The sequence below is a fragment of the Sphingomonas fucosidasi genome (assembly GCF_036663855.1).
Taxonomy (GTDB): Bacteria; Pseudomonadota; Alphaproteobacteria; order Sphingomonadales; family Sphingomonadaceae; genus Sphingomonas; species Sphingomonas faeni_B.
On the sequence record NZ_JAXOJR010000006.1, the window covers coordinates 17,207 to 42,716 of the forward strand.

Annotated in this window: 25 protein-coding genes; 15 read left to right on the forward strand and 10 right to left on the reverse strand. The window is 66.7% G+C overall.

The window, feature by feature from the left end; translation table 11 throughout:
* The first annotated feature begins 44 nt into the window (after window positions 1-44).
* From U1737_RS11650 to U1737_RS11665, 4 genes are read left to right on the forward strand one after another with little or no spacing between them, the layout of a single operon-like run.
* On the forward strand, window positions 45-941 hold the full coding sequence (locus tag U1737_RS11650; protein ID WP_332797093.1) for a tetratricopeptide repeat protein: 897 nt from the start codon (window positions 45-47) through the stop codon (window positions 939-941).
* Window positions 938-1,579, forward strand: coding sequence for an LON peptidase substrate-binding domain-containing protein (locus U1737_RS11655; protein ID WP_332796904.1), 642 nt, complete (start codon window positions 938-940; stop codon window positions 1,577-1,579). Before U1737_RS11650 ends, U1737_RS11655 begins: the two co-directional genes overlap by 4 nt.
* On the forward strand, window positions 1,576-1,764 hold the full coding sequence (locus U1737_RS11660; protein WP_248524293.1) for a Trm112 family protein: 189 nt from the start codon (window positions 1,576-1,578) through the stop codon (window positions 1,762-1,764). Before U1737_RS11655 ends, U1737_RS11660 begins: the two co-directional genes overlap by 4 nt.
* Entirely contained in the window at window positions 1,764-2,378 is a 615-nt protein-coding gene (locus U1737_RS11665; RefSeq protein WP_332796905.1) for a DUF2238 domain-containing protein, read from the forward strand. Before U1737_RS11660 ends, U1737_RS11665 begins: the two co-directional genes overlap by 1 nt.
* A gap of 16 nt (window positions 2,379-2,394) precedes the next feature.
* Here the strand turns inward: U1737_RS11665 and bluB are convergent, their stop codons facing one another.
* Complete coding sequence (gene bluB, locus U1737_RS11670; RefSeq protein ID WP_332796906.1) at window positions 2,395-3,018, reverse strand: 5,6-dimethylbenzimidazole synthase; 624 nt, start codon at window positions 3,016-3,018, stop codon at window positions 2,395-2,397.
* Between the two features lie 343 nt (window positions 3,019-3,361).
* Window positions 3,362-4,576, reverse strand: coding sequence for a UbiH/UbiF/VisC/COQ6 family ubiquinone biosynthesis hydroxylase (locus tag U1737_RS11675; protein ID WP_332796907.1), 1,215 nt, complete (start codon window positions 4,574-4,576; stop codon window positions 3,362-3,364).
* Window positions 4,577-4,719: 143 nt separating this feature from the next.
* On the opposite strand from U1737_RS11675, the gene U1737_RS11680 reads away from it, so the two are divergent.
* From U1737_RS11680 to U1737_RS11705, 6 genes are all read left to right on the forward strand, one after another.
* Window positions 4,720-7,029 carry a DNA translocase FtsK gene (locus U1737_RS11680; protein ID WP_332796908.1) on the forward strand — a complete coding sequence of 770 codons (2,310 nt, stop codon included), beginning with the start codon at window positions 4,720-4,722 and terminating at the stop codon, window positions 7,027-7,029.
* Between the two features lie 232 nt (window positions 7,030-7,261).
* Window positions 7,262-8,647 (forward strand): carbohydrate porin, encoded by a 1,386-nt coding sequence (locus U1737_RS11685; RefSeq protein WP_332797094.1) that lies wholly within the window; start codon window positions 7,262-7,264, stop codon window positions 8,645-8,647.
* 69 nt (window positions 8,648-8,716) lie between these two features.
* Window positions 8,717-9,346, forward strand: coding sequence for a LolA family protein (locus U1737_RS11690; protein WP_332796909.1), 630 nt, complete (start codon window positions 8,717-8,719; stop codon window positions 9,344-9,346).
* 348 nt (window positions 9,347-9,694) lie between these two features.
* Complete coding sequence (locus U1737_RS11695; protein ID WP_248524280.1) at window positions 9,695-10,477, forward strand: exodeoxyribonuclease III; 783 nt, start codon at window positions 9,695-9,697, stop codon at window positions 10,475-10,477.
* Window positions 10,474-11,517, forward strand: a complete 1,044-nt coding sequence (gene ribA, locus U1737_RS11700) for a GTP cyclohydrolase II (protein ID WP_332796910.1) — start codon at window positions 10,474-10,476, stop codon at window positions 11,515-11,517. Before U1737_RS11695 ends, ribA begins: the two co-directional genes overlap by 4 nt.
* 41 nt (window positions 11,518-11,558) lie before the next feature.
* A complete protein-coding gene (locus tag U1737_RS11705) occupies window positions 11,559-12,038 on the forward strand; it encodes a YdcF family protein (protein ID WP_248524276.1) in 480 nt (159 codons plus the stop codon).
* Between the two features lie 140 nt (window positions 12,039-12,178).
* Here U1737_RS11705 and U1737_RS11710 read toward each other — a convergent pair whose 3' ends face one another.
* Together U1737_RS11710 and U1737_RS11715 are read right to left on the reverse strand one after the other, a co-directional pair.
* Window positions 12,179-12,847 (reverse strand): HAD family hydrolase, encoded by a 669-nt coding sequence (locus U1737_RS11710; RefSeq protein WP_332796911.1) that lies wholly within the window; start codon window positions 12,845-12,847, stop codon window positions 12,179-12,181.
* Window positions 12,844-13,518 carry a YggS family pyridoxal phosphate-dependent enzyme gene (locus tag U1737_RS11715; protein ID WP_332796912.1) on the reverse strand — a complete coding sequence of 225 codons (675 nt, stop codon included), beginning with the start codon at window positions 13,516-13,518 and terminating at the stop codon, window positions 12,844-12,846. Before U1737_RS11715 ends, U1737_RS11710 begins: the two co-directional genes overlap by 4 nt.
* A 127-nt stretch (window positions 13,519-13,645) precedes the next feature.
* Here U1737_RS11715 and U1737_RS11720 point away from each other — a divergent pair, with 127 nt between their 5' ends.
* On the forward strand, window positions 13,646-14,068 hold the full coding sequence (locus U1737_RS11720) for a thiamine phosphate synthase (protein ID WP_332796913.1): 423 nt from the start codon (window positions 13,646-13,648) through the stop codon (window positions 14,066-14,068).
* Between the two features lie 252 nt (window positions 14,069-14,320).
* Here the strand turns inward: U1737_RS11720 and U1737_RS11725 are convergent, their stop codons facing one another.
* Window positions 14,321-15,028, reverse strand: a complete 708-nt coding sequence (locus U1737_RS11725) for a hypothetical protein (RefSeq protein WP_248524268.1) — start codon at window positions 15,026-15,028, stop codon at window positions 14,321-14,323.
* A 292-nt stretch (window positions 15,029-15,320) separates the two neighbouring features.
* Between U1737_RS11725 and U1737_RS11730 the strand changes: the two genes are divergently transcribed.
* Genes U1737_RS11730 through holA form a run of 4 tightly spaced genes read left to right on the forward strand, consistent with a single transcriptional unit; the run spans window position 15,321 to window position 19,894 of the window.
* Window positions 15,321-15,752, forward strand: a complete 432-nt coding sequence (locus U1737_RS11730; RefSeq protein ID WP_056053843.1) for a DUF3576 domain-containing protein — start codon at window positions 15,321-15,323, stop codon at window positions 15,750-15,752.
* Between the two features lie 10 nt (window positions 15,753-15,762).
* Window positions 15,763-18,351: a leucine--tRNA ligase gene (leuS, locus tag U1737_RS11735; protein WP_248524265.1), complete on the forward strand. Its 2,589-nt coding sequence runs from the start codon at window positions 15,763-15,765 to the stop codon at window positions 18,349-18,351.
* Window positions 18,348-18,878 (forward strand): LPS assembly lipoprotein LptE, encoded by a 531-nt coding sequence (lptE, locus tag U1737_RS11740; protein ID WP_248524262.1) that lies wholly within the window; start codon window positions 18,348-18,350, stop codon window positions 18,876-18,878. Before leuS ends, lptE begins: the two co-directional genes overlap by 4 nt.
* Window positions 18,875-19,894, forward strand: coding sequence for a DNA polymerase III subunit delta (gene holA / locus U1737_RS11745; protein WP_248524258.1), 1,020 nt, complete (start codon window positions 18,875-18,877; stop codon window positions 19,892-19,894). Before lptE ends, holA begins: the two co-directional genes overlap by 4 nt.
* Before the next feature lie 162 nt (window positions 19,895-20,056).
* Here the strand turns inward: holA and U1737_RS11750 are convergent, their stop codons facing one another.
* From U1737_RS11750 to mnmE, 5 genes are read right to left on the reverse strand one after another with little or no spacing between them, the layout of a single operon-like run.
* On the reverse strand, window positions 20,057-20,950 hold the full coding sequence (locus U1737_RS11750) for a ParB/RepB/Spo0J family partition protein (protein WP_332796914.1): 894 nt from the start codon (window positions 20,948-20,950) through the stop codon (window positions 20,057-20,059).
* A complete protein-coding gene (locus U1737_RS11755) occupies window positions 20,947-21,729 on the reverse strand; it encodes a ParA family protein (RefSeq protein ID WP_248524252.1) in 783 nt (260 codons plus the stop codon). The genes U1737_RS11750 and U1737_RS11755 overlap by 4 nt, the downstream gene beginning before the upstream one ends.
* Window positions 21,726-22,346, reverse strand: coding sequence for a 16S rRNA (guanine(527)-N(7))-methyltransferase RsmG (gene rsmG, locus U1737_RS11760; RefSeq protein WP_332796915.1), 621 nt, complete (start codon window positions 22,344-22,346; stop codon window positions 21,726-21,728). Before rsmG ends, U1737_RS11755 begins: the two co-directional genes overlap by 4 nt.
* Window positions 22,343-24,178, reverse strand: a complete 1,836-nt coding sequence (gene mnmG, locus U1737_RS11765) for a tRNA uridine-5-carboxymethylaminomethyl(34) synthesis enzyme MnmG (RefSeq protein ID WP_332796916.1) — start codon at window positions 24,176-24,178, stop codon at window positions 22,343-22,345. The genes rsmG and mnmG overlap by 4 nt, the downstream gene beginning before the upstream one ends.
* 54 nt (window positions 24,179-24,232) lie before the next feature.
* Window positions 24,233-25,510, reverse strand: a complete 1,278-nt coding sequence (mnmE, locus tag U1737_RS11770) for a tRNA uridine-5-carboxymethylaminomethyl(34) synthesis GTPase MnmE (protein WP_332796917.1) — start codon at window positions 25,508-25,510, stop codon at window positions 24,233-24,235.

Below are 25,510 nucleotides of genomic sequence, written 5' to 3' on the forward strand. Positions count from 1 at the left end.
AGCGCGCAAGAATTACACGGGAGTTGAACTTGGCCACGCTTGGAATGTCCCCCGCGGAGAAGGATGCCGTCGAGGCGTTCCGTCGCGATGTCGTCGAACCGTCGATGACGAAGCTCGTGATCATCGATTTCTGGGCGGAATGGTGCGGGCCGTGCAAGGCGTTGACGCCGACGCTGGAAAAGGTCGCCACCGATTATGCCGACAAGGGCGTCGTGCTGGCCAAGGTCGATACCGACAAGAACCAGTTCATCGCCGCGCAATTCCAGATCAAGTCGATCCCGACCGTCTATGCGATGTTCCAGGGCCAGCTGGTCGCCGACATGACCAGCGCGCGGACCGAATCGCAGCTGCGCGTGATCCTCGACCAGTTGCTCAAGCAGCTGCCGATCGAGGCGGACGCGACGGACGCGGCGCCCGATATCGAGCCGTTGATCGCGGTGGGCGAAGCGGCGCTGGCCGAGGGCGACGGCGAGCGCGCGCTCGGCATTTTCCGCGAGATCGCCGAGATCGCACCCGAGCATCCCGCGGTCCATGCCGGGTTCGTCCGCGCGCTGGTCGCGACCGGGCAGTTCGACGAGGCGAGCGACTGGCTGGCGAACCTCGATCCGGCGATCGCCAAGGATCCGGCGATCACCCGCGCGCAGGCCGCGCTCGCGCTCGCGCAGTCGGCGCCCCCGGTCGCCGACCTGTCGCCGCTGATCGCCGCAGTCGAGGCCAATCCCGATGACCTCGACGCCCGGTTCGCGCTCGCCAACGGCCAGATGGCGGCGAACGACCGCGATGCCGCCGCGGACACGTTCCTCGGCATCATCGCCACCGAGCGCGACTGGAACGAGGGCGCGGCACGCGCGCAGTTGCTGAAATTGTTCGAGGTCGTCGGGCTCGAAGACCCATGGGTCTCTGGACAGCGGCGGCGTCTGTCTGCGATCCTGTTCGGATGACCATCGAGTCCGCCCCCCCGCGCGCTACTACGCGTCTGTCGATCTTCCCGCTGCCGGGGGCGCTGTTGTTCCCGGGCATGCACCTGCCGCTGCACATGTTCGAGCCGCGCTATCGGGCGATGATCAGCGATGCGATGGCGCGCGACCGGCGGATCGGGATGATCCAGCCGCGGGGCGGACCGCATGATGACGCGGACGCGCTGTACGACATCGGCTGCGTCGGCAAGATCGCCGAGGTCGAGGCGCTCGACGACGGGCGCTACAACGTCGTGCTCGAGGGCATCGCGCTGTTCCGGATCGTCCGCGAGTTGGACGTGACGACCGCGTTCCGTCAGGTCGAGGCGGAGTTGCTGCCGTTGATCGAGGACGATTCGCTGTCGCTGGGGCGACGCTCGTCGCTGGAACTGGAATCGCGTCGGTTCGCGGACATGCAGGGCTATGCGGTCGATTGGGATGCGGTCGGGCGGCTCGACGACGAGAGCCTCGTCAACGGCATCGCGCAGATCGCGCCGTTCGATGCGGCCGCGAAGCAGGCGTTGCTCGAGGCACCGGATATCGAACAGCGCGCCGAACTGATCATCCAGCTGATGCAGTTCTTCGGCCGGCATGACGGCGACGAATCGGTGACGTTGCAGTGAGTACGCTGGATCCGTGGCTACTCGAACGCCTGGTTTGCCCCGCGACTCGTACACCGCTGCGCTATGACGAGGCCGCGCAGGAACTCGTCTCGGACGCTGCAGGATTGGCCTATCCGATCAAAGACGGCGTCCCGGTGATGCTGGTGGAGGAAGCACGGCAGCTCGATGGGCGCGTATCCGACTGATGCCATCGACCGACCGCCGCCTCTGGAGTCTCGGCGCGGTTTGGGGAGTTGGGCTGGTCGCGTCGGGCTGGGCGCCGTTCGATCGCGCGACGTGGTGGATGGAGATCGCGCCCGTCCTGATCGCATTTCCGATACTGATCGCGCTGCGACGCCGGTTCGTCTTCACCGACTTGGCGCTGCTGATGATCGCGCTGCATGGCCTCGTCCTGATGATCGGCGGCGCGTACACCTACGCCCGCGTACCGATTGGTTTCGCGGTCCAGGACATGCTGCATCTCACGCGCAATCCGTATGATCGGTTCGGCCATTTGATGCAGGGCTTCGTGCCCGCGATCGTGCTGCGGGAAGTTCTGGTGCGGACCGGAGCGATCACCGCGCCGCGACTATTGGCCGTTACCGTGCTGGCCTATTGTCTCAGCGTCAGCGCGTTGTACGAATTGATCGAGTTTGGTGCCGCAGTGTCGCTGGGCCAGGGCGCGGATGCTTTCCTGGGAACGCAAGGCGACGCATGGGATACGCAGTGGGATATGCTGATGTGCCTTGTCGGTGCATCGCTCGCGCTGCTCGTATTGTCGCGCGTTCACGACCGGCAGATCGAACGACTCAAGGCTTAACGCTGCATGATTTGGCCTAGCGCCGGGTGACCTCGATCGGTTGCCGGCGCTCCCAGCCTTCGCGTTCCAGTTCGGGCGTGTCGCTGTCGACCGCCGGATAGCCGATGCAGACATAGCCGATCAGGTGCCAGTTTTCGGGAAGGTCGAGCGCAGCGCGGACGCGGTCGGCATCGAGGATCGAGACCCAGCCGAGCCCGAGGCCGACGCAGCGCGCCGCCAGCCATAAGGTGTGGAGCGCCATGACCGCCGAATAGGCTGCGGTTTCGGGCATCGTCTGTCGGCCCAGGCCATGGCCCTGTTGCGGGTCGGGGTCGACGAAGACCGCGAGATGGCAGGGTGCGTCGTCGAGGCCCGCGAGCTTCAACCGCGCGTACCGGTCGGCGCGCGTCGGCGACTGCGCCGCAAGTGCCTGCGCGTTGCAGGCGGCGAAGGTTGCGCGGACCTCGGCGCGACGGTCGGGATCGTCGACCGTGACGAAGCGCCATGGCTGGCTGAGGCCTACCGACGGCGCGAGGTTCGCTAGATCGAGCAGGCTGGACAGTAGCGTGGGGTCGATCGGATCGCGCCGAAAATGCCGGACGTCGCGGCGCCAGCGGATCAGCGCGGCGAGTTGGTGCTCGAAGGTTTCGAATGCGGGCATGGGGTCTGTGTGGTGTTCAGAGGCCGACATGGTGGTCATCACGCTTTCACTAACACGGCTCGGCGTTGCGTTCTCGCTCGTCTCGATCGAGATTTTGCCGACCTTCCGGCACCTCAGACTTGTTCGGTGGTCCACGCTCCGAGTGCTTACCTCCCCGGCTGAGGCCGGGGTCCAGGTGGGAAGGCCGGTGTAATGAAGGACTGTCCGTCGTTACCACCGTTCCCCACCTGGACCCCGGCCTCCGCCGGGGAGGCGCTTGTCGATGCGGGGTATGCTGACCTGTTTCGGGCTGACCGGCAATTCAGCAGTTGGGTGGATCAGCAATCTTGGACGTCGAACCGACCTAGACCGTCATCCCCTGAAGCAGCTTTGGTAAATCACCCGATTCGCCCCGCGCCTCGGCCATGAAGCGGTCCTTGAGCGGCGGGATCGCGTTGACCGCGCTGATGCCGAACCGGCGGACGGCGCTGGCGGTCTTGCCGGGGAGACCGAACAGGCGGGTGAGCGTGTCGGTGGCAGCGGCAGTCATGAACGTGTCGAGCCCGCGCCAGCGCTGGTAGCGCGCGAGCAACGCGGCGTCGCCGAGGTCGAGGCCGAGGCGCTTGCCCTCGACCAGCACTTCGACGAGCGTCGCGACGTCGCGGAAGCCGAGGTTGAGGCCCTGCCCGGCGATCGGGTGGATGCCGTGGCCGGCGTCGCCGACCAGCGCGAGCCGCGTGTCGGTGATCCGCGCGGCGTGGTGGAAGCCGAGCGGATAGGACGAGCGCGGCGTGGCCATCGACAGCTTGCCGAGGAAGCCGCCCATGCTCTTTTCCGCTTCGGCGAGGAATGCGCGGTCGCCGAGCTTGAGCATACCGGGGGCGTTCTTCGCGTCGACCGTCCAGACGATCGCGGAGCGGTGGCCGTCGGCGTCGTCGGGGAGCGGGAGCAGCGCGAACGGGCCGCTCGCATAGAAGATCTCGTACGCGACGTCCTCATGCGGGCGTTCGTGGTGGAATGCGGCGATGATCGCGGTGTGCTCGTACGACCAGCGCGCGATCGTGATGCCGGCAGCCTCGCGGGTCGGCGAGTTGCGGCCCTCCGCGGCGATCAGAAGCGGTGCGCGGACAATATCGCCGGACTCGAGCGTGACGGTGACGCCCGATTCGGCGCGGTCGATTGAGGTCGCGCGCGTCTTCATGCGGAGGTCGACATGCGGCGCGGCGGTCGCGGCGTCGAACAGCGTGCGGCGGAGCAGCTTGTTCTCGTACATCGTGCCGAGCGCGCCATCGTCGGCGTCGGGGACGAAATCGAGCTTGCCCGGCTCGAGTCCGTCGCTGACGCGGATCTGGCGGATCGCGCAGCCCTGCCCCGCCAGCGTCGCGCCGATGCCGATCGCGTCGAGCATGCGGTGGCTCGCGCTCGCGACGGCCGAGGCGCGGCCGTCGAAGCCCGGCGCCAGCGTCACCGCGGGGTCGGCGGGGTCGATCACGATCGTCGAAATGCCGTGCACGTCGAGCGCCACGGCGAGCGTCGCGCCGACCAGCCCGCCACCGAGGATGATTACATCTGTGTCCATAAGGCCGCTTTATCCCGCCAGCCGGTCGCTGCCAACGCCGATCCGGACGCAGCTTAACCCGTGTTGTCGCGTGGTTACCTTGACGTTGCGCCTGCCGAGGACGATGCATTTCCGCATTATACTGCAACTGGAGATTACGGGTCATGGCCAGCCGCGCGCAGCCAGCCTTGTGGCGTGAGACGGTGAAGGCGGGGGCGGTGCGCAGCGGCGCGCTGATCGCGGCGATCGCGTTGTTCGTCGGCACGCTGCTGATGGCGCTGGCGCTGGCGAGCTATCACCCGAGCGACGCGGCGTTGAACACTGCATCGGGCGGATATCCGGACAATCTGGTCGGGCCGCCGGGCGCCTGGTTCGCCGATATCGCGCTCACCCTGTTCGGGCCGGCGGTCGCATTGTTGCTGCCGATCGGGCCGATCCTGGGGATGCGGCTGTGGCGCGACCTGCCGCTGGGACGCTGGGGGCGGATGTTGCGCGGGGCCGCGATCGGCGTCGCGTTGATGGCGAGCGCGCTGGCGTTCGTGTCCGGGTCTTCGGTGCTGGCGTTGCCCGCCGGCTGGGGCGGGGTGATCGGCTTGTCGGTCGCGAGCGCGGTGCATTGGGGGCTGAGCTTCATCGGCCAGCCGGTCGCCGAGCTGTGGTCCGGCCGCGCGGTCGGGCTGATCGCGGCGATCGCGGGCGCGATCGTGTGGGGCAAGAGCATCGAGATCGATCTCGGCGAGCGCAAATGGCGCTTCCCCCGCCGCAATCGCACCGAGGCGCTCGGTTATGACGGCTTTGCGGAGATCGACGAAGACGACGAACCGCTGACGCTGACCCGCAAGCCGGTCGAGCCACGCGCGATTGCCGAGCCGGACCCGCGCCCTGCCCCCGTCATCGCCGACCGCCAGAGCGCGCCGTCGCAGGCCAAGCCCAAGGAGCGCCAGTCGTCGCTCGACCTGCGCGACAATTTCACGCTGCCGAGTCTCGACCTGCTGACGCCGTCGCCGCCCAGCCAGGGCAATGTGATCGACAAGGCGGGGCTGGAACGCAACGCGCGGTTGCTCGAGAACGTGCTCGACGATTTCAAGGTGACCGGATCGATCATCGAAGTGCGGCCGGGTCCGGTCGTGACGATGTACGAGCTGGAGCCTGCTCCCGGCGTCAAGGCGAGCCGGGTGATCGCGCTGGCCGACGATATCGCGCGCAACATGTCCGCGATTTCCGCGCGTGTCGCGGTGATCCCAGGGCGCAACGTGATCGGTATCGAGCTGCCGAATGCGCGGCGCGAGGCGGTATCTCTGCACGAACTCGTCGGCAGCCAGACGTTCGAGGACCAGTCGGCGCAGTTGCCGATCATTCTCGGCAAGAACATCGCGGGCGATTCGGTGATCGCCGATCTCGCGCCGATGCCGCATCTGCTGGTCGCGGGCACCACCGGCTCGGGCAAGTCGGTCGGGCTGAACAGCATGATCCTGTCGCTGCTATACAAGCTGACGCCGAACCAGTGCCGGATGATCATGATCGATCCGAAGATGCTCGAACTGAGCATGTACGACGACATTCCGCATCTGTTGTCGCCGGTCGTGACCGACCCTGCAAAGGCGGTACGCGCGCTGAAATGGGCGGTCGAGACGATGGAGGATCGCTATCGCCAGATGTCCTCCGTGGGCGTGCGCAGCTTGGCCGGGTTCAACGACAAGGTGCGCGGCGCGAAGGCCAAGGGGCAGCCGCTCGGGCGGAAGGTGCAGACGGGGTATCACCCGGACACCGGCGCGCCGATGTACGAGGAGGAAAAGCTCGAATACGACGTGCTGCCGCAGATCGTGGTGATCGTCGACGAGCTCGCCGATCTGATGATGACCGCGGGCAAGGAGGTCGAGTTCCTCATCCAGCGGCTCGCGCAGAAGGCGCGCGCGGCGGGCATCCACCTGATTATGGCGACGCAGCGCCCGTCGGTCGACGTCATCACCGGCGTCATCAAGGCCAATCTGCCGACGCGGATCAGCTTCCACGTCACGTCGAAGATCGATTCGCGGACCATTCTCGGCGAGCAGGGCGCCGAGCAGCTGCTGGGCAAGGGCGACATGCTCTACATGCCCGGCGGCAAGGGCATCGTCCGTGTGCACGGGCCGTTCGTGACCGACGACGAAGTGCGGCTGGTGGCGGATCACTGGCGCTCGCAGGGGCTGCCGGATTACATCTCGTCGGTGACCGAGGAGCCGGAGGAGAGCTTCGCCTTGGAGGGTTCGCCGACCGGAGAGGATTCGGCCGAGGATCAGCAATATCGCCAGGCGATCCAGCTGGTCTGCGAGTCGCAGAAGGCGTCGACCTCGTGGCTCCAGCGGCAGTTGCGGATCGGGTATAATTCGGCCGCGCGGTTGATCGAGCGGATGGAGAAGGACGGCATCGTCGGTCGCCCGGATCATGTCGGCCGCCGCGAAGTGCTGCGCGATACCGAAGGGCATGCGATCTAGCGTCGATCTAACGATCCTCCCCCGCCAGAGGGAGGTGGCACCGCAGGTGACGGAGGGGGAGGACACGGAACGATGGTGATCCCTTTCCGCGCCCTCCGTCTGGCAAGTGCCAGCTACCTCCCCCTGGCGGGGGAGGATTCCTGTAATCCCGCCTTCACTCTTCCGGAGGGTTTCGGACGGTCGAGGCCCGGTATACGGGGCTGGTACAGGTTACGAAAAACAGGTGGACGTGATGGGGTATCGGCGGTTCTGTGCGGCGGCTTTGGCACTGACCATCCCGGGTATAGCCGGCGCGCAGGAGGCGCCTAAACAGACCCCCGGCAGCTCCACCACCGACACGCAGCACCGTCCCCGCGCCGGCGTCCGCCGCGACAGCGATCTGTCGCCCTCGGCACTGACCGCCGATACGCAGCGTACCCCGCCACCCGGGCTGTTCGCCGACTGGTTCGATATCCGCAAACGTCTGACCGAGCGCGGGATCGGCGTCAGCGCGCGTTATGCGTCGGAAAGCGGGTATAATTTTGCAGGCGGCGACCGGAAGCTGCTGCGCGAGACGGGGCAGTTCGACGTCGGCATGCTGCTCGATCTCGACAAGGTGATCGGGCTCCAAGGCGGCGCATTCCAGGCCACCCTCACCTATCGGCGTGGTCGCGATCTGGGTGCGGATGCCAATCTGGGCGTGCTGCAACAGGTGCAGGAAGTGTACGGCCGCGGCCAGACTCTGCGCCTGACGCAATTCTGGTACGAGCAGAAGCTGGGCGAAAAGCTCGAATTGAAGATCGGCCGCACCAATCCCGGCGAGGATTTCGCGGTCTTCTCCTGCTATTTCCAGAACCTCAGCTTCTGCGGCGCGCAGCCGGGCAATCTGGTCGGCGATTACTGGCAGAACTGGCCGGTCGGGCAATGGGGCGCGCGGCTCCGCTACGATCGGAACGAGCAGCTGACATTCAAGGCCGGCGTCTACGAAGTGAACCCGCGCAATCTCGATAACGATTTCGTGATCGGCCATTTTCACGGCGCGACCGGCGTGCTCGTACCGGTCGAAGCCGAATGGCATCGTGGTAACGACGACGGCCGGGTCGGTGCGTACAAGGTCGGCGGCTGGGTCAACACGTCGAACGGCGACGACGTGTTCTACGACGTGAACCGCCAGCCGATCACGATCACGGGGCTCGCACCGCTCCGCCGCAGCGCCCGCTACGGCGTGTATTTCAATCTCCAGCAACAGATCACCGGCACGTCGAAGGACGGCAAGTCGGTTACCGGGCTCAGCGTGTTCCTCAACGCGACGCAGGCCGATCGCGCGACCTCGACGACCGACAACCAGATCGCGGCGGGGCTGTTCTACAAGGGGCTGGTCCCGTGGCGGCCGGAGGACATCCTCGGATTCGGCGTCGCGCGGACCAACGTGAACGGGCGCGTCGCGAAGGGGCAGGAACTCGATCCGACGCGTCCTGCCGTGCAAGGTGCGGAATACGCGTCGGAGATCTACTACAGCGTGCATCCGACGCGGTGGCTCGAACTCCGTCCGAACGTGCAGTTCATCCACAACCCGGGCGGCGTGCATGACGCCAACGACGTCGGCGTGCTCGGGATGAAGGCGGCGATTACCCTGTAACGGAACTCGTCGAATTCAGTGGCGGTTCAAGCGCGGGGCGGCAATTGTCCGCGGTCCAAGGAGATTTCGATGTTCAATACCCGCCCCGCGGCGATCGCGACGATCGCCGCCCTATCGGTCGCTGCCGTACCCGCGCCGATCGCCGCACAGGCCACCGGCGACCTCGCTGCCGTGCAGAAGCACCTCCAGTCGGTCGAGACGATGACCGCGAATTTCTCGCAGGCCGATCGCAACGGCAAGGTGCTGACCGGCGTGCTGACGCTGAAGAAGCCCGGCAAGCTGCGCTTCCAGTACGAGAAGGGCGTGCCGATCCTGATCGTCGCGGAAGGCGGCGCGCTGACCTTCATCGATTATTCGGTGAAGCAGGTGCAGCGCTGGCCGATCAAGAACTCGCCGCTGGGCGTGCTGCTCGACCCGACCCGCGACATCACGCGCTATGCCAAGCTCGTCCCCGGCTATGACCAGCGGATCGTGTCGGTCGAGGCTAACGATCCCAAGCATCCCGAATATGGCCGGATCACGCTGGTGTTCGTCCGCAACGCATCCGCACCGGGCGGGCTGATGCTGCAAGGCTGGGTCGCGCTCGACAGCCAGAACAACCGGACGACGATCCGCCTGACCAACCAGAAGTTCGGCGAAGCGGTCAGCGACAACACCTTCCGCTGGAACGATCCACGGCGAACGGGTGGAAGAAAGTAACATAACTTTCGCGTCATTCATGCAAGCGACAGGTTTCGGTCCCTAGAGGGTGGCTCGCGGACGTGAGGCATTCGGGATTTTTCCCCCTGTTGCCCGGATGGTTTCCCCACAGTCTGCCTGCGTGACGAACGCTGAGTTGGCCCTCGCTCCACGCCCCCGGAGCGGGGGTCTTTCGCGTAGAGCAGCAGAAGACTGCGTCTGAATGACTCGCTCAAGCGCGGCCGGCGGGCCCCACTCTTCTCAGGGCCCGTTCAACAACATGGGCTTTGCCCGTGGCGCCTTCTCCCTTCTTCCGAAGTCGCAACCCGCTTCCTTGTCCCGCCCCCCCCGCAACGCTACATCGCGGCCGTGAAGATCGTCTCCTGGAACATCAACTCGGTCCGTTTCCGGATCGCCATCGTCGAGCAGTTCCTGCGTGACGAGCAACCCGACATCCTGTGCCTGCAGGAGACCAAGGTCATCGACGGCGACTTCCCGTTGGAGGCGTTCCGCGCGCTCGGCTACGAGCACATCGTCCTGCACGGCCAGCGCATGCACCACGGTGTCGCGATCCTCAGCCGCGTGCCCTTGGTCGAGGACGACCGGTTCGACTGGCAGGCGAACAGCGAGGCTCGTCATATCGGCGTACGGCTCGCAAACGGCGTACGCCTCGAGAACGTCTACGTCCCGGCCGGTGGCGACGTGCCCGACCGCGAGGTCAACCCGAAGTTCGGCCAGAAGCTCGATTTCATCGAACGGATGACGACCTGGTCGGAAACGCTAGCCGGACCCACCATTCTCGTCGGCGACTTCAACATCGCGCCGCTCGAATCGGATGTGTGGAGCCACAAGCAGTTGCTCGACGTCGTCAGCCACACGCCAATCGAGGTCGAGGCGCTCGGCCGGTTGCAGGCGGCGGGCGACTGGGTCGATCTCGGCCGCCGCTTTCATCCTGCGCCCGCGCGACTGTTCACCTGGTGGAGTTACCGCGCGAAGGACTGGGAAGCGTCGGACCGTGGCCGGCGGCTAGATCATATGTGGGCGACCGGTTCTGCCGCCGAAGCCGCGGTGTCGCATCATGTCTATGAGCGCTGCCGGAGCTGGCTGAAGCCGTCCGACCATGTGCCGATCATGACCGAGTTCGCGTTTTGAACCCGCGCGCAGCGGCGCGTGCGGTCGATGCGTTGCGGCGTGGCTGGCCGATCGCGATCGACGGGCTGGTGCTGCTGGCGGTCGAGACGGCGGATGCTGACCGGTTGGCGGCGTTCGACCCCGACGGGAATGGCGGCGTCCTGATCTCGTCGGGGCGCGCGGCGACGTTGAAGCTGGCGAACCAGTTGGCGGCGGCCGATCCGACCGAGCCGGTACTGGTCGATCGCGCGCCGTGGATCGATTTTGCCGCAGCGACCGCGCTGGCCGATCCGCAGTTCGACCTGGCTACCCCGATGAAGGGGCCGTTCCATACGGTCGCGTTGGCCGATCCCGATGCGGCTGCGGCTGCGTTGCGGCTGGCGCGGATCGCCGGGCTATTGCCGGCCTTCTTCCTCGGCACCGGCGAACCCGAAGTCTCGATCACGCACGCCGATATCGACGCACATGAGGATGCGAACCGCCTGACGCTGGCGGCGCGTGCGCGGTTGCCGGTCGAAGGTGCCGAGGACGCGGAGATCGTTGCCTTCCGATCACCCGAGAGCGCGGACGAGCATATCGCGCTGCTGATCGGCCAGCCCAACGGCCAGCCGCCGCTGGTCCGCTTGCATAGCGAGTGCCTGACGGGCGACGTGCTCGGCAGTCTCAAATGCGATTGCGGGCCGCAGTTGCACGCTGCGATCCACGCGATCCAGCACAGCGGCTGGGGCATCCTGCTCTATCTGCGGCAGGAGGGGCGCGGGATCGGGCTGGTCAACAAGCTGCGCGCCTATGCGTTGCAGGACCAGGGATTCGACACGGTCGACGCGAACACGCGGCTTGGCTTTGCGGTCGATGCGCGGGATTTCGGGGTGGCGGCGCGGATGCTGAATCTGCTCGGGCAGCGCGAGGTGCGCTTGCTGACGAACAATCCGGCCAAGGTAGCCGGGCTGGAGGCGGCGGGCGTGACGGTGATCGAGCGCGTGCCGCATTTCCTGCCCTCGAACCCGCACAACGCGCAGTATCTTGCGACCAAGCGCAATCGTACGGGGCATCAGTTCTGACCGACAGTCCGCCCTCGCCACCACCCTCCCGACGCCTGATCGTGGTGTTCGGTGCGGCCGTTCGTCCCGACGGCAGCCCTAGCCCGACGCTCGCGCGGCGCATCGCGTTCGCGGCCGCGGCGGCGGCGCGGTATGTCGATGCGGACCTGTTCTGCTCGGGTGCGAAGGGGACGCATGGGCCTTCGGAAGCATCGGTGATGGCCGGCGTGCTGGCGGAAACGGTCGATCCGTCGCGGATCCATCTCGACGAGGCCAGCGTGGATACGTTGCAGAGCGTCGTCGCCGCGACCGCATTCGCGCGTGCGGGGAAGTACGCGCAGTGCATGATCTGCACCGACGGCTATCACCAGCCGCGTATCCGCATGCTGTTCGCGATGCTCGGCATGCCCGCGAGCGCGATCCATGTTCCGCATGGCGGGAGCCGGCGCTACCAGCTCAAGATGCGGACACGGGAAGCGGCGGCGATCCCGTATGATCTGGTCGCGGGGATCGGTGCCATCTGGCGGCGGAAGCGGGGGTGACGGCTACCGAGCACTCGCTCGAACAAGAATGTTTCCCCGCGAAGGCGGGGACCCAGACTGGGCTCCCGCCTTCGCGGGAGAACAAGAACCAGAGAGAGGGGTAGGAGATAGCGACCTCTGACTTTAGCCAAAGTCTGCGTTCAGGCCTTCCCGAGCAACCGCGCGACCTCGCCAAAATCATCGGCCAAGGCGTCGACGCCGATCGCCTTCAGACGCTCGCCGTGGTCCGGGGCGCAGTGCGATCCCGCCGATAACCCAATGACGTAGCCGCCCGATGCCACTGCGCCGGTCGCGCCGACGGGGGAGTCTTCGAGGATCGCCGTTCGCGCGATATCGACCCCAAGCTGCCGCGCGCCGAACAGGTACAGATCAGGCGCCGGCTTGCCGTTCGTCACGTGTTCGCGGCCGCTGTAGAGGTGGTCGCCGAACGCGTCGCGCAGGCCGATATGCTCCAGGTGCCGCGCGATCCAGCTGACCGGGCTCGACGAGACGATCGCCTTGGGCAAATCGGCGGGAAGCGACCGGACGAACGCCACCGCGCCCTCGATCGCGTCCACACCCGCCGCCATCACCCGCTCGTCCTCGGCCTTGCGCGCGGCGTAGAAGTCATCGGTCAGCGGCCGGTCGATCCAGCGTTCGACCGCGTCGATGAACTGCGGCCCGGCGAGCCCCATGAAGTTCGCCATCGACTCGTCGGCCGTCGTCGGATGCCCGGCAGCCGTCAGCCACTCCGCGATGTGGCGGTTGCCGACGGCTTCGCTGTCGATCAGCACGCCGTCGAAGTCGAACAACAGTGCGTCGAACTTCATGCGCCCGTCCCCCGCGCACCGAACAGCGCGCTACCGATCCGGACGTGGGTCGCCCCGATCGTCACCGCCGTCTCGAAATCGTCGGACATGCCCATGCTCAGACCGGTCAGCCCGTGATCGCGCGCGAGTTTCGCCAACAGTGCGAAATACGGCGCCGGTTCGATGTCGGCAGGCGGCAGGCACATCAGCCCGGCGACCGGCAGTCCGGCGGCGTGCGCCTTCTCGACCAGCGCGGGCAGGTCCGCGATCGCGCAGCCGCCCTTTTGCGGTTCGTCGCCGATGTTGACCTGGAGGAAGCAGTCCGGGCGGCGATCGCTCGCGGTCATCGCCTTGGCCAGCGCCTCGACCAGCGACGGGCGATCGACCGCGTGGATGCAGTCGAACAGCGCGACGGCCTCCGCCGCCTTGTTCGACTGGAGCTGGCCGATCAGGTGCAGTTCGACGTCGGGATATTTCTCGCGCAAGGCCGGCCACTTCTCCGCAGCTTCCTGGACGCGGTTCTCGCCGAACACGCGCTGGCCCTCGGCGAGCAGCGGTTCGATCGCCTCGACCGGGTGCGTCTTGGAGACCGCGATCAGCGTGACGTCGGTGACCCGGCGGTCGGCGATCTCGGCGGCCTTGGCGATCCGGGTGCGGATGGACGCGAGCGGCGTGGTGTCGTCAGATGTCATGCCAGGCGCTATAGGCAGCGGCGTGACGGTTCGAAAGCCCATCCCCGAGCGCTGGTTGATGACCGATGAGCGGATGGGGGACGCATTGTGGGCCGCTTTGCGCAGGGTGCCACCGGGATCCGGGATAGTGTTTCGCCATTATGCCACGCCTGCGGGCGAGCGGCGGGCGATGCTGCGGCGGGTAAAGCGAGTCGCGTTCGCACGCGAACTGGTCGTGATCGTGGCCGGAAAATCGTCGATCGCGGCTGATGGCGTGCATGGGCGGGTGCGGACCCCGGCAACGTGGCGGATCAGGACGTGGCCGGCGCACGATCGCGCGGAGGCCCTGGCGGGGCGGCGCGCGGGAGCGGATGCGCTGTTCGTGTCACCGGTTCATGCCACGCGGTCGCATGCGGGAGCGTCCGGGCTTGGGCCGGCACGGGCGATGCGGATCGGGCGCGGGCTTGGGATACCGGTGATTGCGCTGGGCGGGATGGACGAGTCGCGCTGGCGGCGGATCCGGCGGTTCGGGTTTCATGGCTGGGCTGCGATCGACGCGTGGGTCCGCTAGATTTGGGTGCCTGTCGGACTTGGGCAATTGTTAGCCTCGGTCGCCCATCCCACCCGTCATCCCAGCGAAAGCTGGGATCTCATCGTTATGCACGCTTCACCTGTATCGCGGGATACCCCAGCTTTCGCTGGGGTGACGGGGTGGTGGAGATGCGGAGAGACGCCGAAGGCGGCGATGGGTGAGGGTTTGGGTTTCACCCACAAATGGCGAAATCCGGTCGAGCACTACAACGAACCGCCGCTACTCGGTCGATTAGAAGCGGAAGGCGGTGCCCAGATACACGGCTTGGCTGTCGCGGCGATCGTCGTCGACCTTCACGAAGCGCTCGCGGTCCGAGCGATACCGGACGCCCGCCGTCACCGCCAGGTTACGTGTCAGCGAGTAGGAGCCGCCGAGATCGACCGAATAGCTCGGCGTTTCCTCGATCAGGTTCGAGGTGTTTGCCAGCGGACGATCCGCGGCAGCCTTGACGGTGCCGCTGAAACGCTTGGCGCTGTAGCTGATCGCCAGGTCGGCCGCCTGCCGGCTGCCCGGCAGGCCACCCAGATCGAGCTTGTTCACGTCGCCCGAGATCGCGAACCGCTTCCAGCCGACCGACATGCCCAGATTGTACGCGATAGGCGCGATGCCGACGGTCGAAGTCGTCGATGCGAGGCTGGCCGTGTTCGCGATGCCGCGGTTGGTCTGCGCACGGACCGCAACGGTCACCGCGCGATTGTCCTGCCGCGTCTCGGCGGGCGTGAAGCGGAAGCTGCCCGCGTCGAAGCCACCGCGCGCGAACATCGCGGCAAGGCGGGGATCGGCGGCAGCAGGGGTGAACGACCCGATGCCGCGAACAGAAGCGACGTTGCGCTTGGCGATGCGGGCGGTCTGTTCGCTGGCGCCGAACGCGGGCGCGACGATTGCGGCGGTGGCGACAAGCGCCCCGGCAACCACCCCGAATATTCCCCCACGCGTCATCACAACGAATCTGTCCTTCGAATCCCGTAATCGGATCCTGTTAAACAGCATCTAACATGAATTGATCCACAGCAAAGGCCGCAGAACCGGCGTATTCGCACCCTCGTCGCCGAATTGTCGGACAGTGTTGCAATCAGCACACATATCGCCGCGATAGCGCTACCGAATCGGACGTATCCGAACGCTAATCGCCTGCTCGGCGCGGCACCGTTCGCACATGCGGGCGTCTGCTTGCGGGCGCGCGGGCTGCCCTGTAGAGCATGAGCCAGATTTTCTTGCCAGGATGATGCCCATGTTCCGCCGCTCGCGTATCGCAGTCGTGCTGTTTGCCCTGCCTCTCGTCGCATGCGGCGGCGGTTCCGCCCGTCCCAAGGCGGATCTCGCCGCGTCGAAGATCACGACGATCGGCGTGAACAGCTATCTGTGGCGCGCCAGCCTCGACACGCTCGGCTTCATGCCGTTGCTCCAGACCGACTCCAACGGCGGCGTGATCGTGACCGACTGGTACATCAATCCGCAGACCCCAACCGAGCGCATGAAGGTGACCGTGTCGATCCTCGACCAGGACCTGCGCGCCGATGCGCTGCGCGTCGCCGCGCTCCGCGAAGTCAACCGCAACGGCCAGTGGGTCTCGTCGCCGGTCCAGGCCGCGACCACGCAGAAGCTTGAGGATATTATCCTGACCAAGGCCCGCGACCTGCGCCGCGCCTCGATCGCGGGCTGAGGACGACAAAATGGCGTCGCGTTTCAATGCGTTGAAGGCGGACGCGGCGTGGCAGAAGGTCTGGGACGAGCGCAAGACGTTCGCCGCCGACGATCTGTCGACCAAGCCGCGTTCGTACGTGCTCGAGATGTTCCCCTATCCGTCGGGGCGCATCCATATGGGCCATGTCCGGAACTACACGATGGGCGACGTGCTCGCGCGGTTCCGCCGGATGAAGGGCATGGAAGTGCTCCATCCGATGGGCTGGGACGCGTTCGGCATGCCCGCGGAGAACGCCGCGATGGAAAAGGGCGTGCATCCGGGTACCTGGACGCGCGCCAACATCGCGACGATGAAGGCGCAGCTGAAGCGCCTGGGTTTCGCGCTCGACTGGACGCGTGAACTGGCGACCTGCGAGCCCGAATATTACGGGCATGAGCAGGCCCTGTTCCTCGACCTGTTCGCGGCGGGGCTCGTGTATCGCAAGGAATCCGCGGTAAACTGGGACCCGGTCGACATGACCGTGCTCGCCAACGAGCAGGTGATCGACGGTCGCGGCTGGCGTTCGGGCGCGCTGGTCGAGCGGCGGAAACTGTCGCAGTGGTTCCTGAAGATCACCGACTTCGCCGACGAGCTGGTCGACGGCCTCGGCGCGCTCGAGCATTGGCCCGACAAGGTCAAGCTGATGCAGGAGAACTGGATAGGCCGCAGCCAGGGCCTGCAGTTCAAGTTCGCGATGGCGGGCAACGCGACAGGCATCGGCTCGGTCGAGGTGTTCACTACGCGCCCGGACACGATGTTCGGATCGAGTTTCGTCGCGGTCGCCGCGGATCACCCGATCGCGCGCGCCATCGCCGAGACGAACCCCGATGCGGCGGCCTTCATCGAACTGTGCAAGCGCGGCGGCACCACCGCGGCCGAACTCGACACGCAGGAAAAGCTCGGCTTCGACACCGGCCTCCGCGCGGTGCATCCGCTTGATAAGGCTTGGGAACTCCCGGTCTACATCGCGAACTTCGTGCTGATGGAATATGGCACCGGCGCGGTGTTCGGCGTGCCCGCGCATGACCAGCGCGATCTCGATTTCGCGCGCAAATACGACCTGCCCGTCAAGCGCGTCGTCAGCGAAGGCGATGACGAGGCCCCCGTGTTCGTCGGCGACACCGCCTGGACCGGCGCCGGCACGATCGTGAACTCGCACTTCCTCGACGGCATGGATATCGAGGACGCCAAGCGCGTCGTGATCGAGCGCGCCGAGGGCGAAGGCTGGGGCAAGGGCACCACCGTGTTCCGCCTGCGCGATTGGGGCGTCAGCCGCCAGCGTTACTGGGGCACGCCGATCCCGATCATCCACTGCGACGCGTGCGGCGCGGTGCCGGTGCCCAAGGACCAATTGCCGATCGTCCTGCCCGAGGACGTCTCGTTCGACATCCCCGGCAACCCGCTCGATCGCCACCCCACCTGGAAGCACGTCCCCTGCCCGTCCTGCCGCGGCGATGCACGACGCGAGACCGATACGCTCGACACGTTTGTCGATTCGTCGTGGTATTTCATCCGCTTCGCCAGCCAGCCCGACGCCAAGCCGTTCGACCGGACGGGCGCGGAGAAGTGGCTGCCGGTCAACCAGTATATCGGCGGCGTCGAGCACGCGATCCTGCATCTGCTCTACGCGCGCTTCTGGACGCGCGCGCTGAAGCATATCGGCATGCTCGACATCGCCGAGCCGTTCGCCGGGCTGTTCACGCAGGGGATGGTGACGCACGAGACGTATAGTCGAGGTGACGCCGGCGACACGCAGCCGGAGATCGACACCGACGACGACGATTCGAGCGACGCGCCGGTGAAGACGAAGTGGCTGTCCCCCGACGAGGTCCGCAAGACCGATGCAGGGTATATCGAGATCGCGACCGGAGGCCCGGTGACGGTCGGTCGCGTGACGAAAATGTCGAAGTCGAAGAAGAACACCGTCGATCCCGAGCCGATCGTCGACCAGTATGGCGCCGACGCGGTGCGCTGGTTCGTGCTCTCCGACTCGCCCCCCGAGCGCGATCTCCCGTGGAGCGAATCCGGCATCGAAGGCGCTTGGCGGTTCGTCCAGCGTCTTTGGCGGCTGATCGAGTCCGACGATGCCGCCAACGCCGAAGGCGAAGACTTCGCCCTGCGTAAACTCTGCCACCGCACGACCGTCGGTATCGAGAGCGATATCAACGCCTTGCAGTTCAACAAGGCGGTCGCGAGGCTCTACTCACTGTGTAGCGCGATCGAGAAGGCCCCCCCCTCCGCGGACCGCGACCAGGCGGTCCGCACGTTGCTGCTGCTCGTCAGCCCGATGGTCCCGCATGTTGCCGAGGAAGCCTGGGCGACCGCGGGCAATGACGGCCTGATCGCCGACGCCGCATGGCCGATCGTCGACCCGGCGATGCTGGTCGACGACGAGGTCACGATCGCGGTGCAGGTCAACGGCAAGTTGCGCGACACGCTCGTCTTCGCCAAGGGCGCACCGTCCGGCGACGTCGAAGCCGCCGCGCTCGCCTCCGAGAAGATCGTCCGCCTGCTCGAGGGCAAGCCGCCCCGGAAAGTGATCGTCGTGCCCGACCGTCTCGTGAACATCGTCGCATGAAGCGCCTAGCGATCCTCGGCGCGCTCGCGTTGGCCCCCGCACTGTCCGGTTGTGGCCTACACCCGCTCTATGCGGGCGGCAGCAGCGGTCCGGTGGCGGGTGCGCTAGGCCAGGTAGAGATCGCGCCGATCGCGGGCAAGAACGGCTGGCTGATGGCCACCGCCCTGCGCGACCGCCTGCCGTCGAACGGTGCGCCCGCACTCTACCGGATCGACATCCGCCTCGACGACGCGATCAGCGGACTCGGCGTCCGCACCGACGATAGCGTCTCGCGCGAACGCCGGACTCTGCGCGCGCGCTATCAGCTCGTACGGATCGGCGACGGCTCGGTACTGCTCGACGCGACCGCGGGCTCGGACGCCGGTATCGACGTCGTCCGTTCCGAATATGCGACGATCGCGGCCGAGAACACGGCACTCGAACGCCTGTCGCAGATCGTCGCCGATCAGATCGTCGCGCGTATTGCGCTGTATGCGCGGAATACGCCTGCGGTCGCGGCGGCGCAGGCCACCACGCCCGCCAAGTGAAGGCCAGCGCCGGCCAAATCCGCGGTGCGCTGGCCAAACCGGGCGGCGACATCCGCCTATACCTGCTCCACGGCCCCGACGAGGCCGGCGCGAGCGATCTCGCGCGCGTGCTCGCCAAGGCGATGGGCGCCGACGCCGAACGCGTCGATCTCGACGGATCGACGCTCAAGGGCGATCCCGGCCGGCTGACCGACGAGGCGGCTTCGCTCTCCCTATTCGCAGGCGCTCGGTTCGTCCGCGTCGCTTCGGCCGGCGAGGAAAGTCTCGAAGCGTTCACCAACCTGCTCGCGGCCGAACGCGTCGGCAACCCGGTCGTCGCGATCGCCCCGACGGTCAAATCGACTGCCAAGATCGTCAAACTCGCAATCGACTCCCCCCGCGCGATGGCGTTCGCCTGCTACGCCCCGACCGCGCAGGACGCCGAGCGCCTCGCAACGACGATCGCGGCCGAGAACGGCCTCCGCCCCGCCCCCGGCGTCGCCCGACGCCTCGTCGACACGACCGGCGGCGACCGCGCCGTCATCAGCCGGGAAATCGAGAAGCTCGCGCTATACCTCGACGCAGCACCCGACCGCCCCGCGGACCTCGATCACCCTGCGCTCGATGCGATCGGCGCCGACCTAGGCGATGCGGAGATGAGCCGCGCGATCGATGCTGTGATCGAAGGCCGGGTCGACGATCTAGGTGCTGAACTGGCGGTACTCGAAGAGGCGGGCACGTCGCCGATCCCGTGGCTCCGGCAACTCGTCCGCCGCCTGATAGCGCTGGCCGACATGCGCGGCGAGATCGACCGGGGCGACACGGTCGACGCGGTCATGAAACGCCACCGCGTATTCTTCAAGGAAGAGGCGAGCACCGCACGATCGTTGCGCCGCTGGTCGCCGGTCATGCTGGCCACCGCAATCCAGCGCGTACGGACCGCCGAGCGCGCGATCATGGCCTCGGGGAATGCCGGCGGAGTTGTCGCCGAAGCGGCGGTCGTGGCGCTCTCTCAGGCGATCGCTCGGCGAAACTAGCGCTCTTCAGCAACCGCATTCGTGTCTGCTCCGCTCCTCCTCGCCGTTCGTCTCACCCCCCCCGTTCGTCCTGAGCGAAGTCGAAGGATGGTCCGGTGCGCAGGTGCTTCGACTTCGCTCAGCACGAACGGAAGGGGTAATTCGTGCACGCGTACTCTCGACCTAGATCGCCCCACCCGTCAGCCGCTGACACACCATATCGAGCTGGTCGAGCGTCGAATAACTGAGGGTCAGCGTGCCCCCCGTCTCGGTATGCGCAACCTTCACCTGCAACCCGAGCAGGTCCGCCAATTGCCGCTCCAGCGCTGCGATATCCGCATCGGGGATTCGCGGCTCGGCCGGCTTGCCACTCCGTCTCCGCCCGGGCTTCGCATCGCGCGCGAGTCTTTCGGTCTCGCGCACCGACAGTCCGCGCGACACGACCTGATCCGCCAGCGCCTCGACGTCGGGTGAACCCAGCAACGCCCGCGCATGGCCCATCGACAGCGAGCCATCGACAACCTGCGACTGCACCTGCGCCGGCAGCTCCAGCAACCGCAGCAGGTTGGCGACATGACTGCGGGACTTGTGGACGATCTTGGCCAGCACCTCCTGCGTGTGACCATATTCACCCGCCAGCCGCTGATACGCCTGCGCCTCTTCGATCGCGTTGAGATCCTCGCGCTGGATATTCTCGATCAGCGCGATCTCGAGCGTCTCGGCGTCGTCGAAATCGCGGACGACGACCGGCACCTCGTGCAGCCGCGCACGCTGTGCCGCGCGCCAGCGTCGCTCACCCGCGACGATCTGGTAGTCATGGCCATGCGGGCGGACGACGATCGGCTGGATCAGCCCGCGCGAGGCTATCGAGGCGGCAAGCTCGTCGAGCATCGCCTCGTCGAAATGGCGACGCGGCTGATCGGGATGCGGCGATAGCGAACTGACCGGCAGCATGCGGACGCCCGACGATTGCTGCGCTGCACCATCGGCCGATACCGGCGTCTCGCGCGCCATTTCGCCGAGCAGCGCATTTAGCCCCCTGCCCAGCCCCGGCCGTCCACGTTTGTTCTCGCTCATGCGGCAGCCTGCGTTGTTGCGGGAAGTCGACCGATCAGTTCACGCGCCAGAGCGATATACGCCTGCGATCCCGAACACCGGTGGTCATAGATCAATGCCGGCAGCCCGTGGCTGGGCGCCTCCGACAGTCGCACGTTGCGCGGGATAACCGTCTCGAACACGACCTTCCCCAATACGGCGCGAACGTCCGCCGAGACTTGATCGGTCAACCGGTTGCGGCGATCGAACATCGTCAGCGCAACGCCGAGGATCGACAGGCCGGGGTTGAATCGCTGGCGGATCCGCTCGACCGTGCTGAGCAACTGCGACAATCCCTCGAGCGCGAAGAACTCGCATTGCAGCGGCACCAGCAGCGAATCCGACGCGACCATCGCGTTGATCGTCAGCAACCCGAGCGATGGCGGGCAATCGATCAGCGCGATATCCCATGGTCCCTGCGCCGCCTTCACCGCGCGATCCAGCCGGTGCGTGCGTGCGTCGAAATCGACCAGTTCGATCTCCGCGCCCGACAGGTCGACCGTCGCTGGCACGATATCGAGACGCGGCACGCGCGTATGCACGACGGCCTCCTCGATCGATGTCTCGCCGACCAGCACGTCGTAGCTCGACCGCTCACGCTGCGCATGGCCAATGCCGAGCCCGGTTGACGCGTTGCCCTGCGGATCGAGATCCACCAGCAGCACGCGCATGCCCGTCGCCGCGAGCGCGGTCGCAAGGTTGATGGCGCTAGTGGTCTTGCCCACCCCGCCCTTTTGATTTGCGACAGCGATGGTGATCATCGCGCGCTTACCCGATCCAGAACCACGATCGACGACTCCGGGTTCGTGACGCTTTGTTCCACGTGGAACATAAACCGCCAATGCTGCTTGAGCGCGACCAGCTCCTCCTCGTCGAAACGCCCCCGAGGAAGCAACCACCGCGTCTCCGTTGTGGCGCAGTGCGCCGCGCCACGCAAAAGGTTTTGCAACGACGCGACCGCGCGAGCGGAAATGATCGACGCATCAGCGGTCGCATTTTCTACTTTCGAGGCGTGAACGCGGACCTGCTCGCCGAGGCCAAGCCGCGCGACACAAAGCTGAAGAAAGTCCGCGCGACGACGGCGGGGTTCGACCAGATCGACCGGCCCCTCGCGAACCAGCGCAACGACCATCCCGGGAAAGCCACCGCCGGTACCGATATCGAGCCAGCGCTTCGCCGACATATCCGCTCCGGCAAGTGCAACCAGCTGGAGCGAGTCCACCACATGGCGGTCCCAGACCGTTGGAATCGTCGACGGGGCAATCAGGTTCTGATGCGGCGCTTCCTCGACGACCATCGCGACGAACGCCGCCAGGCGCTCGGTTGCCTCTGGTCCGAACCGGTCGGTCACCCAGGCCTGTGCGTCGTCTTCGGTCATGCTGGCACTCGTTTCGTATGCAATAATACCGCCGACAACGCGGCCGGGGTAATCCCCCGCACCCGTGCCGCCGCCGCGAGCGAGGTCGGTCGCGCGGTCGTCAGGCGGTCGATCATCTCGTTCGACAGGCCGGGTATACGGTCATAGGCCAAATCCTCGGGCAAGCGGATCGCCTCGTCGGCACGCAGCCGCGCAACCTCCTGCGCCTGGCGTTCGATATAGGGAGCGTAGCGCGCGTCCTCTAACACTTCGTCAACGACCGCCGCCGGGATCCCCGCCGCGGCATCCGGCGCGACATGAGCGAGCTTCACGCCTTCGAACCGGAGCCAGTCGAACGCGGTCCGGCGTGCGCCGTCACGACCTACGGCCACGCCTTGGTCGGCCACCTCGGTCGCGGTGCGTTCGCCGTCGAGCGACGCGCGAAAGCGGAGGCGATCATCGGCCAGCGCGTGCTGATGCGCGAGACGCTCTGGTCCGAGGCATCCCGCCGCTTCGGCAATCCCGCCCAACCGCGTCTCGGCATTGTCCGCACGCAGCGACAGGCGGAACTCGGCGCGGGCGGTCAGCATTCGGTACGGCTCGGTCACGCCCTGCAGCGTGAGGTCGTCGATCATCACACCGAGATAGCTGGACGCGCGATCGAGAATGACGGGCGCAAGGTCGCATGCATAGGCCGCGGCATTGAGGCCCGCGACGAGCCCCTGCCCTGCCGCTTCCTCATAGCCGGTCGTGCCGTTGATCTGGCCGGCGCAGAACACACCTTCGATCGCGCCGAGCGCAAGCCGCGTATCGAGCGCGCGCGGGTCGATATAGTCATATTCGACCGCATAGCCCGGCATCGTGATGTGCACGCGTTCGAGGCCGGGGATGCTTGCGAGCATTGCCGACTGGACCTCGACCGGGAGCGACGTCGACAAACCGTTGGGATAGACCGTCGCGTCGTCGAGCCCTTCGGGTTCGAGAAAAACCTGGTGCCCGTCGCGGTCGCCGAAGCGGTGGACCTTGTCCTCGATCGACGGACAGTAACGCGGCCCCGCCGCCTCGATTGCGCCGGTGAACAGTGGAGACCGATGGAATGCCTCACGGATGATCGCGTGCGTACGGTCGGTCGTGCGGGTGATGGCGCAGGCGATCTGCGGGAGCGGACGCGCGCGGGTCATCGGCGACATCGTCCAGGGATCGAGGTCCGACGCCTGCTCGGCCAACGCGCCCCAATCGATCGTCCGGCCATCGAGGCGGGGCGGTGTGCCGGTCTTCAATCGCGCCATGGGAAGATTTCGCGCGCGGAGCTGAGCAGCCAGTGGCTTGGCTGCACGCTCACCGATCCGGCCGCCTTCCGCGCGATCATCGCCGCGGAAGATGCGGCCGCCGAGAAACGTGCCGGTTGCCAGCACGACTGCGCGGGCTGCGACGATCGAGCCGTCCGCCAGGATAACGCCGGCCACCTGGTCGCCATCGAAATGCAATGCGGTCGCTTCCCCTTCGACGATCATGAGTCCTTCGGTCGCGGCCAGTATCGACTGGATCGCTCCCGAATAAAGCCGACGGTCCGCCTGAATGCGAGGACCCTGCACCGCCGATCCCTTGCTGCGATTGAGCATCCGGTAGTGGATTGCCGCCGCATCGGCCGCGCGTCCGATCAGGCCATCGAACGCGTCCACTTCCCGGACCATGTGCCCCTTGCCGAGACCGCCGATCGCCGGATTGCAGGACATCGCACCGATATGCCGCGCGTCGAAGGACACGAGCACGGTACGCGCGCCTCTCCGCGCCGCCGCGGTTGCGGCTTCGGTTCCGGCATGGCCACCGCCAACCACCACTACATCGAACATGCCATGGCCCTAGAGCGACGCGGCGGGTGCGTCAAAGATGTTCCACGTGGAACATCACTTGCCGATGCAAAAACGCCCGAACAGCGCGTCGAGCATCTGGCCGGTCGCGTCGAGGCCGAGGACACCAGCGAGGATCGCGCGGGCCTGACGAAGATGCTCGGCAACGATAAGCGGGTCCGCACTTCGGCTCTGTAGTGCCTCGACTGCGAGTGCGCACTGTTTCCGCTGGTGCTCCTTCAGCGCGATTCGGTCGCCGCGCGGGAGCATGGTCATCGCCCGCTGGTGCACCTCCGCCCAAAGTCGGTCGAGTAAACTACGATCGGTTTGTGCAATGGCGAGCGCGCGCCCCGCGGGAATAGCTCCCCGCCCCGGCAGATCCGCCCGCGCATGGATCCAGAGCGCATCGGCGCGTGGTGGCGGCACGTCGGCGAGCCAGAGGACGATATCCGCCGCATCGAGCGCATCCCCCGCCCGCGTGACGCCGATCGCCTCGATCGGGTCGAGCGTATCGATCAGCCCGGCGGTGTCAGTCAGCACATAGGCGACACCGTCGCGGATCACCGGCACCTCGATCCGGTCGCGGGTGGTGCCGGATATCGGCGAGACGATCGCAGCGTCGCGCTCGCCGAGCAGGTTGAGCAGCGTCGACTTGCCGCTGTTGGGCGGACCGCCGATGACGACGCGCAGGCCGTCCTTGAGGCGTTCGACCGGCGGGGCGTCGACTACGGCACCGATCTCTGCGGCGAGCGCGTCGATGTCCGCGACGATCGCGTCGAACGCAGCGGTATCGCTTGCTACGTCGTCCTCGTCGGCGAAGTCGAGCATCGCCTCGATCCGCGCGGACAGCATCGCGACCGAGTCCATCCAGTTGCGGACGGCCTGGCTGACGCGCCCCTCGGCTGCGGTCATTGCGGCAACGCGCTGCCCCTCGGTCTCCGCCTCCAGAAGATCGGCGAGACCTTCCGCCTCGGTCAGGTCGATGCGGCCATTGGCCAGTGCGCGGCGGGTAAACTCACCGGGTTCGGCCGGACGGAGACCGGACTGCGCCGACAAAGAGCGCTCCACAGCGGCGATAACCGCACGGCCCCCATGGCAATGAAGTTCGACCAGATCCTCACCCGTCGCGGTCTTGGGACCTGGGAAGACGATCACCAGCGCACGGTCGAGCAGCGCACCATCGGCATCGCGCAACCCGCGCAAGCTCGCGTGACGTGCGGCTGGCAACGGCCCCGCCAGAGCCTCGGCCGCCGCGAATGCCTGCGAGCCACTCACCCGGACAACGGCGATCGCAGCGGGAGGACGCCCGCTCGATACCGCGAAGATCGTTTTCAC